Annotated in this window: 8 protein-coding genes; 2 read left to right on the forward strand and 6 right to left on the reverse strand. The window is 65.4% G+C overall.

Translation table 11 applies throughout. From position 1 onward, the window contains the following. Nucleotides 1-100: 100 nt before the first annotated feature. Nucleotides 101-3,616, reverse strand: coding sequence for a DNA-directed RNA polymerase subunit beta (gene rpoB, locus AC3ANP_RS01325; protein ID WP_488331572.1), 3,516 nt, complete (start codon nt 3,614-3,616; stop codon nt 101-103). Nucleotides 3,617-4,037: 421 nt separating this feature from the next. On the opposite strand from rpoB, the gene AC3ANP_RS01330 reads away from it, so the two are divergent. Then, complete coding sequence (locus AC3ANP_RS01330) at nt 4,038-5,237, forward strand: acetyl-CoA C-acetyltransferase (RefSeq protein ID WP_488331573.1); 1,200 nt, start codon at nt 4,038-4,040, stop codon at nt 5,235-5,237. Continuing rightward, on the forward strand, nt 5,237-5,740 hold the full coding sequence (locus AC3ANP_RS01335; protein ID WP_488331574.1) for an aminoacyl-tRNA deacylase: 504 nt from the start codon (nt 5,237-5,239) through the stop codon (nt 5,738-5,740). Before AC3ANP_RS01330 ends, AC3ANP_RS01335 begins: the two co-directional genes overlap by 1 nt. Before the next feature lie 156 nt (nt 5,741-5,896). Here the strand turns inward: AC3ANP_RS01335 and AC3ANP_RS01340 are convergent, their stop codons facing one another. From AC3ANP_RS01340 to AC3ANP_RS01360, 5 genes are all read right to left on the reverse strand, one after another. Further along, nucleotides 5,897-7,729, reverse strand: coding sequence for a bifunctional metallophosphatase/5'-nucleotidase (locus tag AC3ANP_RS01340; protein ID WP_488331575.1), 1,833 nt, complete (start codon nt 7,727-7,729; stop codon nt 5,897-5,899). Between the two features lie 211 nt (nt 7,730-7,940). After that, nucleotides 7,941-8,318: a 50S ribosomal protein L7/L12 gene (rplL, locus tag AC3ANP_RS01345; RefSeq protein ID WP_488331576.1), complete on the reverse strand. Its 378-nt coding sequence runs from the start codon at nt 8,316-8,318 to the stop codon at nt 7,941-7,943. 75 nt (nt 8,319-8,393) lie between these two features. Continuing rightward, a complete protein-coding gene (rplJ, locus tag AC3ANP_RS01350) occupies nt 8,394-8,990 on the reverse strand; it encodes a 50S ribosomal protein L10 (RefSeq protein ID WP_488331577.1) in 597 nt (198 codons plus the stop codon). A 293-nt stretch (nt 8,991-9,283) separates the two neighbouring features. Beyond that, complete coding sequence (locus AC3ANP_RS01355) at nt 9,284-10,402, reverse strand: GNAT family N-acetyltransferase (protein ID WP_488331578.1); 1,119 nt, start codon at nt 10,400-10,402, stop codon at nt 9,284-9,286. 143 nt (nt 10,403-10,545) lie between these two features. Beyond that, nucleotides 10,546-11,655 (reverse strand): GNAT family N-acetyltransferase, encoded by a 1,110-nt coding sequence (locus AC3ANP_RS01360; protein WP_488331579.1) that lies wholly within the window; start codon nt 11,653-11,655, stop codon nt 10,546-10,548. Nucleotides 11,656-11,716 lie beyond the last annotated feature (61 nt).

Here is an 11,716-nt window from a genome sequence, read left to right on the forward strand (position 1 = left end):
CCCTGTTCTCTCTTGTTCTCTAAATTCTGAAGTCTTGGGTTACGGGAAGAGGGAGGTGAAGTCCGACGGCGGGCGGTGGCCCGCCGTCGAACATCGCCTGCTAGACCTCTTCTACGGAACTGGGCTCTGCACGAGACAGATCGATGCCCAGTTCTTCCGCAGCCGTGAAGACTGCGTCATCAGAGTCACGCATTTCAATTGTGGTTCCGTCCGTGGAGAGGACTTCCACGTTCAGGCACAGCGACTGCATTTCCTTGATCAAGACCTTGAAGGACTCGGGAACGCCCGGCTCCGGGATGTTCTCGCCCTTGACGATGGCTTCGTAGACCTTCACGCGACCGTGGATGTCATCCGACTTGATCGTGAGGAGTTCCTGGAGCGTGTAAGCGGCGCCGTAGGCTTCGAGCGCCCAGACTTCCATCTCACCGAAGCGCTGGCCACCGAACTGTGCCTTACCACCCAGCGGCTGCTGCGTGATCATGGAGTACGGGCCGGTGGAGCGTGCGTGGATCTTGTCGTCCACCAGGTGGTGGAGCTTCAGGATGTACATGTAGCCGACCGAGATCGGATCCGGGAACGGTTCGCCGGAGCGGCCGTCGAACAGGCGGGTCTTGCCCGTGGAGTTGATCAGGCGCTCGCCATCGCGGGTGAGGTTGGTGGAGTCGAGCAGGCCCGTGATTTCCTCTTCACGCGCGCCGTCGAAGACCGGCGTCGCGACAGTGGTCGAGCCACTTTCGCGCGGCAGGTTCGGCAGCTGCTTGACCCACTCGGGCTCGCCCTCGATCTTCCAGCCGGTCTTGGCCACCCAGCCGAGGTGCGTTTCCAGCACCTGGCCGACGTTCATACGGCCCGGAACACCCAGCGGGTTCAGGACGATATCAACGGGGGTACCGTCGGCAAGGAAGGGCATGTCCTCGATCGGCAGGATCTTGGAGATAACACCCTTGTTGCCGTGACGGCCGGCGAGCTTGTCGCCGTCGGTGATCTTGCGCTTGGCAGCCACGTACACGCGCACCAGCTGGTTGACGCCCGGGGGCAGCTCGTCGTCGTTGTCGCGGTCGAAGACGCGGACACCGATGACGGTGCCGGACTCGCCGTGCGGCACCTTCAGGGAGGTGTCGCGCACTTCGCGGGACTTCTCACCAAAGATGGCGCGCAGCAGGCGCTCTTCCGGGGTCAGCTCGGTCTCGCCCTTGGGGGTGACCTTGCCGACCAGGATGTCGCCGGCCTCAACCTCGGCACCAATGTGGATGATGCCGCGCTCGTCCAGGCCTGCCAGGACTTCCTCGGACACGTTCGGGATGTCACGGGTGATTTCCTCGGCACCAAGCTTGGTGTCGCGGGCATCGATCTCGTGCTCCTCGATGTGGATGGAGGACAGGACGTCCTCGGCCACGATCCGCTGGGACAGGATGATGGCGTCCTCGAAGTTGTGGCCTTCCCATGACATGAATGCCACGAGCAGGTTCTTGCCGAGGGCCAGTTCGCCCTGGTCCGTTGCCGGGCCGTCGGCGATGATGCCGCCGACTTCGAGGCGCTGGCCTTCGTTCACCAGGACACGGTGGTTGTAGCAGTTGCCCTGGTTGGAGCGTGCGAACTTGTTGATCCGGTAGTTCGTTTCCGTGCCGTCGTCGTTGAGCATGATGACGAGTTCGGCGGAAACCTCGGTGACGACGCCGGCCTTCTTCGCGATGACAACGTCACCGGCGTCGACGGCTGCGGCGCGTTCCATACCGGTACCGACGAACGGCGCCTCGGAACGGACCAGCGGCACGGCCTGGCGCTGCATGTTCGCACCCATGAGGGCACGGTTGGCATCGTCATGCTCGAGGAACGGGATCAGGGCGGTCGCCACGGACACCATCTGGCGCGGGGAGACGTCCATGAACTCGACGTCGGCGGCGGGAACCAGCACGGGCTCGCCTCCACCGCCGCGGGCACGGACCAGCACGGTCTCTTCGGCGAACTTCTTGTTCTCGTCCAGCGGCGCGTTGGCCTGGGCGATCAGGACGTCGATCTCGTCGTCGGCCGTCAGGTACTGGACGTCGTCGGAAACGACGCCGTCCTTGACCAGGCGGTACGGGGTCTCGATGAAACCGAACGGGTTGATCCGGCCGTAGGACGCCAGCGAACCGATCAGGCCGATGTTCGGGCCTTCAGGAGTTTCGATCGGGCACATCCGTCCGTAGTGGGACGGGTGCACGTCGCGGACTTCCATGCCGGCACGGTCACGGGACAGACCGCCAGGGCCAAGCGCGGACAGGCGGCGCTTGTGGGTCAGGCCCGAGAGCGGGTTGTTCTGGTCCATGAACTGCGAGAGCTGGGACGTTCCGAAGAACTCCTTGATCGCGGCAACCACGGGGCGGATGTTGATCAGGGTCTGCGGCGTGATGGCCTCGACGTCCTGGGTGGTCATCCGCTCGCGGACGACGCGCTCCATCCGGGACAGGCCGGTGCGGACCTGGTTCTCGATGAGTTCGCCGACGGCGCGGATGCGGCGGTTGCCGAAGTGGTCGATGTCGTCGATTTCGACGCGCAGCTCGTGGTCCTGGCCGTCACGCTTGCCCATGAGGGTCTTCTCACCGGCGTGCAGGGCTACCAGGAACTTGATCATGGCAACGATGTCTTCAACGTGCAGCACCGAGGCTTGCTTGTCGCCAAGGGAGCGGTCGATGCCGAGCTTGCGGTTGATCTTGTAACGGCCAACCTTGGCCAGATCGTAGCGCTTGGAGTTGAAGTACAGGTTGTCCAGCAGGGACTGGGCAGCCTCAACCGTGGGCGGCTCGCCCGGGCGCAGCTTCCGGTAGATGTCCAGCAAGGCATCTTCGCGGGTTTCGGTCGCGTCCTTCTCCAGCGTTGCGCGCATGGAGTCGTACTGGCCGAACTCTTCGAGGATCTGGCCTTCGGTCCAGCCGAGGGCCTTCAGCAGCACCGTGACGGACTGCTTGCGCTTGCGGTCGAGGCGGACGCCGACCTGGTCGCGCTTGTCGATTTCGAGTTCGAACCAGGCGCCACGCGACGGGATGATCTTCGCGGTGAAGATGTCCTTGTCACTGGTCTTGTCCGCGGTGCGCTCGAAGTAGGCGCCCGGGGACCGGACCAGCTGGGACACGACGACACGCTCGGTGCCGTTAACGACGAAGGTGCCCTTCTCGGTCATCAGCGGGAAGTCACCCATGAACACGGTCTGCTGCTTGATTTCGCCCGTGTTGTTGTTCATGAACTCGGCCTTGACGTACAGCGGAGCGGAATACGTTGCGTCCCGGTCCTTGCACTCGGCCATGGTGTATTTGGGATCAGCGAACTCCGGCTCGGAGAAGCTCAGGGACATGGTGCCCTGGAAGTCCTCGATCGGGGAGATCTCTTCGAAGATGTCAGACAGGCCGGAGGTGGTGGCGACACTGAGGTCGCCTTCCTCCGCGGCTTTCGCGACGCGTGCCTGCCAGCGTTCGTTTCCGACCAGCCAGTCGAAGCTGTCCGTTTGCAGGGCAAGCAGATTCGGAACGTCAAGCGGTTCGTGAATCTTTGCGAAGGAGAGCCGGCGGGTTGCACCGTCGGTGCTGTCGGCATTGATAGCGGTAGCGTTGTTTACATTAGAGGTGCTCGAGGCGACCAAGAGGGATCCTTCCACAGACCTTCAGGCGTTTTCAGATCTCCCCCGTTATGCAGTCTGCGAAGTGACTCCGCAGTGCTACCAGTCCGGTTCCGCTATATGACCCGGGACCCATGCCGCCCATGCTGGTGCACGTTGTAGACGGCACATTGATGGAGCAGCTGTCAGGCTAAGCCCACCGCTATATGAAGGCTGAAGGTAAACAGGGAAGACGCAAATATCAACAATACGGGAAAGCAACCCTCTTGTCTACCCCACTTCCGCGGTTATTGCAAGCACCGGGCCTCCGCCTGCGCGGATCCGGTGGCACGCCGGAATGGGAAGGGCCCTTCCGGCGTTTTAATTCAATAGCTGGTCGGCCCGTGAGGGTGACCGGGCCCACGGTAGCCTGTGAATACGCCATTAGAGATCGGAAGAGACAGCCATGAGTAACCCCACGGACAACAATGATGTTGTCATCCTCGCCGCCGCCCGCACCCCGCAGGGCCGGCTGAACGGCCAGCTGGCGAGTTTCACCGCCGTCGAGCTTGGTGCCCATGCAATCCGGGCGGCCCTCGATGCCAGCAGCGTGAAGCCAGACCAGGTCGATGCGGTCATCATGGGGCAGGTCCTGCAGGCCGGCGCGGGCCAGAACCCGGCCCGGCAGAGCGCCATTGCCGCCGGCATCGGCTGGAACATTCCGGCGGTCACGATCAACAAGGTCTGCCTGTCCGGGCTGACCGCGGTGATCGACGCGGCCCGGATGATCCGCAGCGGCGACGCCACCGTCGTCGTCGCCGGTGGCCAGGAGTCCATGACCCGGGCACCGCACCTGCTGCCGGGCTCGCGGCAGGGCTGGACCTACGGCTCGGTCCAGGCGCTCGATGCCGCCGCCCATGACGGCCTCACCGATGCCTTTGACGGCCAGTCCATGGGACTCTCGACGGAAAGCAAGAACCTCACCCTCGGCATCGACCGGACGGCCCAGGACGAGGTGGCGGCGGCCTCGCACCAGCGTGCCGCGGTGGCCGCCAAGGAGGGCGTCTTCGACGGCGAGATCGCCCCGATCAGCGTCAAGCAACGCAAGGGCGAACCGATCCAGGTCCGTACCGACGAGGGTGTCCGGCCGGACACGTCCGTCGCCTCCCTGGCAGGCCTGCGGGCGGCCTTCGCGACCGACGGCACCATCACCGCCGGCAATTCCTCCCCGCTCTCCGACGGCGCCGCCGCCCTCGTGGTGACGTCGCGGAAGTTTGCCGAGGAGAACGGCCTCGAGTACCTGGCCGTGGTTGGCAAGCCCGGCCAGGTCGCGGGCCCGGACAACTCGCTGCACTCCCAGCCGTCCAATGCCATCAACGCCGCCCTCGCAAAGGCCGGCTGGACCACCGCTGATTTGGATTTCATCGAGATTAACGAGGCGTTCGGCTCCGTCGCCGTCCAGTCCCTCAAGGATCTCGGCTACCCCCTCGAGCAGTGCAACATCCACGGCGGGGCCATCGCCCTGGGCCACCCGATCGGAGCTTCCGGAGCCCGGCTGGCGCTGCATGCCGCGCACGAACTGAAGCGGCGTGGCACCGGCAAGGCTGCCGTGTCGCTTTGCGGCGGCGGCGGCCAGGGCGAGGCCCTGTTGCTGTACCGCGACTGATGACGGAACTGACCGGCGGCCAGGGGCGGGGCGGCAGCGCGGGCCGGGAGCGATTCCTGGCCGACGCCGCCGCCCATGGCCTCACCGTGGAACTGGTGGAGCGGTTCGCCGCGAACAGCCTGGCGGAAGCAGCCGCCATTCTGGGCATCCGACCGGCCGACATCGTCAAGTCGCTGGTGGTCAAGCACAAGGACGGCAGCTTCCTTTTCGCGCTGATCCCCGGCGACCGGCAGATTTCCTGGCCCAAGCTCCGCGAACTGCTCGGCGTGAACAAACTCTCGCTGCCGCACGCCGACGTCGCTCTGGCCGCGACCGGGTACGAGCGCGGCACGATCACCCCGCTCGGAAGTACCACCGCGTGGCCGGTGTACGCCGACAGCAGCATCAGCGGCCGGCGGATCTCACTGGGCGCCGGGGAGCACGGCTACAGCGCCTTCGTCGATGCGGACGCCTTGACCGCGGCCCTCGGCGCCGTCGTCGCGGACATCTCCGAACCCGCCTAGCCCGAACTCGCACAACCGGGTTAACAACCGGGTTCATAGCCGGGCCAGGTACAGTGCCCTCTCTGGCAGCTGCCTCACCCGTCGGCTGCTCCGTAACTGCCGTTATCAGCGCTCAGAAGGGCACTTACGGAGCAACCGATGGTGATGGGCGGGGGGTCAGGCGGTCACGGTCAGCGGCTTGCCGTTGACCGTGAGCCGCCAGTTGTCCTGGCTGAAGACCGCGGCGTCCAGGCTTCCGTGGGCTACGACGTAGTCGATAATGCGCTGCCGGATTTCCTGCTGGCTGTTCGACAGCACCGGTGCCGTCTTCACGGCCGGGAAGTTTCCGCCGCCGCTCTGCCGGTAGTTGTTGATCGCCATCGCAAACTCCTGGTCCGCGGGCACCGGGACACCGCCATAGCTGACGTTGGTGATCCTGTCCCCCACCGGCCGGGCCAGGTCGATCTCGTAGTTCAGCGGCGCGTCAAGGCCGTAGACGGCGTCGTAGTTGTAGTCCGGGGTGCCGTTCGGAGCCAGCGCGGTTGCGGCGTTGGTGACGTCCTGGGCCCGGGCTGTGGTGGCCGTGACCGGCTTGAAGTACTGTGCGGACCACTCCAGATAGGCCTTGAGCTGGGCGCCCGTCACCTCGATGGAGAGCAGGGTGTTGTCAAAGATGTAGAGCCCCGCCACATCGCGGATGGTCAGCGGGCCGGCCGGGATATCCACCGAACGCGAAAACGCGGCGGCAATCGAGAGCACCGGCAGCCCGGCGGCCGGGCCGTTGGCCAGCTCCGCCTTGATGGTGGTTGCCTGGACGTAGTTGATCGCGTCGATGGCGGCCGAGTCTGCCCAGCACGCCGTCGCGGTGGAGAGCGGCGCGGTCGAGGAGCCGATCACCTGGTTGACGTACTGCACTGTCGCCTCGTGCCCGGCCTGCACTGCGGTGACGACGGCGGGATCCGCGTCCACGGTCTTGGCGTCGAGCAGGTGGGAGTGCGCCGAGGTGACGGTCCACCGGCCGCGTTCCTTGACGAGGTCCAGGTCGATGACGGCCACCCGCATGCCCCACTTCAGCGGTTCGGTCAGGAGTATCTGCCGCCCGGTGGCCTTGTTGGTGACGTACCGCTGCGGGATTTCGAGGTGCGCGTGCCCGACCAGGATGGCGTCGATGCCGGGAACCTCTTCGGCCAGCTGGGTTGAAGCGTTTTCGGCGAAGGGCAGCGCGTCACCGTAGGAAGATCCCGGCGTGGCGCCCGAGTGGCTGGAGACGACGACGACGTCGGCCCCGGCAGCCTTCATCTCCGGGATCACGGACCTGGCCTCCTCGACAATGCCGTTGAAATCGAGCTTGCCCGCGACATTGTCCCGGTCCCAAAGCGCGCAGCCGGGGGTGACGAAACCGACCAGGCCGACGGTCAGCCAGCCGTTCTCGGTCTTGACCCGCTTGAGCACGTAGGGGGTGAAGGCGCGCCGGCCGGTCCCGGCGTCGTGCACGTTCGCACCGAGCAGCGGAAAGTCCAGCTGCTTCTCCCAAGTGCGCAGGAGCGGGATCCCGTAGTTGAATTCGTGGTTGCCCAACGCCACGGCGTCATAACCCACGGCGTTCATGGCCAAGGCCATCGGATGCTTGACCGTGCTGGAAATCGGGTTGATCTTGGCGAAGTAATAGGCCAGGGGTGTCCCCTGGATGGTGTCGCCCGCGTCGATGGTGAGGGTATTGCCCGCCCCGCGTTCTGCCCGGACGGCCTTGATCAAGGTGGAAGCCTGGGCGATGCCGATCTTGTTGCCGGCATTGTCCGCGTAGGTCTCGTCTTTGAAGTAGTCCCAGTTGAAGACGTTGTTGTGCAGGTCCGTGGTGCCGAGCACCGTCAGCGTGAACTGCTTCCTGGTGTTCGCGGGTGCGGCCTGTGCCGCCGGCGCGCCGGAGAGGGCGGTGGCCGCGGCACCGCCACCGACGAGGGCCGCGGCGAGCATGGTCCGGCGGGAGAGTGCAGGGTTCGGGTCGATCATTGTGTGAGCTCCTCAGGGGTGGGCGGCCGGTCGGCACAGTGCCAGAGTCTATGGGCTGCGGGCCGCCGGGGAAGGGAGAACGCCCCCTCGTTTTCCCTAAGTTCACCAAATCATTTCCACAGGTCACGCAGGAAATCCCCGCCCACCGAAGTGGACGGGGATTTCCGGTAAAGAACTGGGCCGCTCCGCGGAGCCGCCCGGGCAGCGCGAGTTACTTGAGGGTAACCGTTGCGCCGGCCTCTTCGAGCTGAGCCTTTGCCTTCTCGGCAGCTTCCTTGGTGGCGCCTTCGAGAACAGCCTTCGGAGCGCTGTCAACAACGTCCTTGGCTTCCTTCAGACCCAGGGAAGTGATGGCACGAACTTCCTTGATCACTGCGATCTTCTTCTCGCCAGCAGATTCGAGGATAACGTCGAATTCGGTCTGCTCTTCAGCCTCTTCAGCAGCAGCGCCACCGGCGGGGCCGGCAACTGCGACAGCAGCAGCGGTGACTTCGAAGGTCTCTTCGAAGAGCTTGACGAACTCGGAGAGCTCGATGATGGTCAGTTCCTTGAAAGCTTCAATGAGCTCTTCGTTGGTGAGCTTCGCCATGGTTGGCGTCCTTCCTATAGTGGTGCTCGGCGGCCGGAGCCTAGCGTTCGCACCGGAGTCTGGTCTGAAAGAGAGTTAGTTCTCTTCGGTAGCTGCGGCGTCGGCCGGAGCGGCAGCTTCGGCTTCCTCAGCGGCGGGTGCTTCGGCTTCTTCAGCGGCGGGTGCTTCGGCTGCTGCCGGCGCACCGTTCTCTTCTTCAAGCTTGAGGCGCAGAGCATCAATGATGCGTACAGCGGCGGCAGCAGGGGCCTTCAGGACGCCTGCAACCTTGGCGAGCTGCAGCTCGCGGGACTCGAGTGCTGCCAGGGCGGCAACTTCGGTGGCGTTCAGTGCCTTGCCCTCGAAGTAACCGGTCTTGATGACCAGCTGCTTGTTGGCCTTGGCAAAATCCGTCAGGCTCTTGGCAGCGGCAACTGCGTCACCCTTGATGAACGCGATTGCAGTGGGGCCGGCGAACTGTCCGTCGAATGCTTCGACGCCAGCTTCCTTGGCTGCAATGGCGGTAAGGGTGTTCTTGACGACCGAGAACTTGGTTTCCTGGCCGAGAGAAACACGCAGCTGCTTGAGCTGTGCAACGGTGAGCCCACGGTATTCGGTCAGGACAGCGGCGTTCGATTCCTTGAAATCGTTAGTGATCTCAGCTACTGCTGAAACCTTGCTAGGCGTTGCCATAACCCTCCTTCCGGGGATAATGCCGGTTTGTCCGGGTCCCCGCTCAGAATGAGCTAAAACTAAAAACGCCCCGCGCAGATGCACGGGGCTTGTCTCGACGCGGGCTTGCCGCGGAGCTTTGCTCGTTCACCTGCGCCGGCCGCCCTACGTTGAGGGTCCTTCGTCCGGAGACCCACTGGGCCTCCCCGCGCGGCTGCAGAAGTGAGCCTTGCCTGGGAGAGTGGATTTCCAACAACCGACGGTCTTTGGTTTCTCCAGCTTACGGGACGGCACCGTGGTGCTCCAAATCGGGCTTAGCTGACGCTCGGTCCGAAGTCCGGCAACTCTTTCTGCCAGATGCCGGTTACGCCGGCCGTGGTGAACCCCAGTTGCCGGTTAACCGTCAGCAGGTACCGGTTTTCCGGGGCGTTCCAGGTGTACAGCACGCGCGCGTCGGGGAACTGCTCGCTGAGCCGTTGCATGTTGCCCACCTTGATCAGCAGGCCGAGCTTGTTGCCCCGGTGTTCCCGCAGGATCACCGTATCGTCTTGGAACACGACGTCGGGCCGCAGCGCCAGGACGCTTATGGTGGTCAGCCCCACCAGCGCGCCGGAGGCGAGGTGTTCGACGGCGGTGACCACGGTCCGGCGGCCCTGTGCGATGGCTACGTCCTCGGCTTCGCGCAGGATGCCGCCGTCGAAGACCATGTCGCCGTCGTCCGCGCCCGGGACCCCGTCCTCCCGCGCATGGTTCTCCAGTGCCGCCACCGCCTCGAGCCACTGTTCCGGGCACCGGTCTGTCCAGTGGTGCAGCCGGTACCGTCCCGCGTTGGCTTCCTCGGCCTCGGCGTTGAGGTCGGCGACCAGCACGCTGTCCAGCGGCAGCGTGCAGGAGCTGAACTGTTCGATGTGCTGCAAGGTGTAGCCGGTGTGCTGCGCGAACTCGACCTCGCGGCTTTTCAGCGGGACGAAGCCGAGGCCCGAGCCGGGCATCAGTTGCCCGGCAGCGTTGTCTGCCAGCGTCGCGCCAGGGTGGTTGGTGTCGACCAGGATGGTGCGCCTGCCCTCGTCCCGGGCAAAGTGTTCGGCGGCCTCCAGCAGTTGCCGGCCCACGCCCCGGCCCTGGAACTCCGGCAGGATGTCGAGGGTGAATTCGGCGACGTCCAGGTTGTCCGCCAGCGGCAGCGCGATGTCTACGGTACCCACGATCACGCCGCCGACCCTGGCCACCAGGATGACCTGGCGCTCGTAGGGGTCGGCCATTTCCAACAGCTTCTCCAGCGGGGCGTAGGCGAGATCGTCACTGCCCCAGGTCTGCATCCGCACCTTGCGGCCCACCTCGACGGCGGCAATAAAGTCGGCTGCATCCGGCGTGTCCAAGGAATCCGGGATCCACAGCTGCTCGACGCGCACCTCGTCTGCCGTAGCGGGCATCTTCCCAGCCGATCTGCCGCCCAATGCTCCACCCCCAATGAGTGGCCCGGCTAGCGTCGGGCTTCAAGCGCCAGCATATGCCCGTTTCGGCGTGCATTCCATGCCCGGTTTTGTGATTGGACCGCCGCGGCCCCGGAGCGTCCTCAGCGGGTTGCGGTCTCCTTTTTGCTTGCGGTCCGCTGCCATTCGCCGTCCCAGCCGGCCGGCCGGAAGCCGAGCGCGGTGTTGATCGCCAGCATGTGGCCGTTTTCCGCCGCGTTGTAGGTAGCGACGCGTTCCACGGCCGGGAACTCCGCCAGCCGCCGAAGGTTGGCGATCTTGACCAGCATGCCCAGCCGGTGGCCGCGGTGGGTCGCGGCGACCAGGGTGTCATCCTGTTCGGCAAGCCAGGGTTTGCTGGGCGCGAGTTCCAGCACTGAGTAGGCGGCCAGTTCCCCGCTGTCCCGATGCCGGGCCGCGGTCACCAGCGAGACGTTTCCGGCGCGCTTCCAGGTGTCCTCGACGTGCCGGACCCGTGCCTCATCCCACTGCTCCGCTTCGAAACGGAGTCCGCCGGAAGGCGCGTCGGTGCTCATCCGGGACATCAGCTGGGCCAGCTGGGCCACGTATTCGTCCGGGCAGCGGTCGGTCCAGGAGAGCAGCTCGTACCCGGCCGCCTTGCTGCGCGCCTCGCTCTCGAGCCTGTCGAGGTCCGGCACTGCCGCCGCCAGCTCCAGGCTGCTGTACCTCTCGACCTGTTCCAGCCGGTAGCCCGCCGCGGCGGCGAAGCGGACATTCCGTGCCGCCGCCGGCAGGGCTCCCGTGCCGGTCAGCGGCGTGAGCACCGCCGGGCCGTCCGGGTCGAAGTCCGCGGGGTGTTCGGTGAAGCTCATCAGCGTGCTGCGTCCCTCGGCTTCAGCCAGGGCCTCCACATGCGCCAGCAGCGTCCGGCCGATGCCCCGGCCGGTATACCCGGCGAGGACAGCCACGTGCAGGAGCCCCACGTCCAGGTTCTCCTGCTGGTCGAACCGGATCCAGGACCTCGCGACCATGTCGCCGTCGACGCGGACGAAGAAGAGCCTGGTCCGCGAGTAGGCGGTGTCCCGCCAGAATTGCAGCCGCGCCGGCGCCGGCGTCGCCCGGTCCAGGCTGCCCCAGCTTTCCAGCGTGAGCGCGTCGCAGAGGCGCCCGAATTGGAGAAATTCGGCGGCGTCCGGCCCGGCAAGGGAGTTGGGCAGCTTCAGGGGCTCGATGAGGTGTGTGCTGGCAGTCACCCGCACAGCTTAACCGCCCGGAGCGCGGAAAAGGCCGCCCCGCGGAGGCGGGACGGCCTTT

The sequence above is a fragment of the Arthrobacter sp. JB02-1C genome (genome assembly GCF_057748045.1).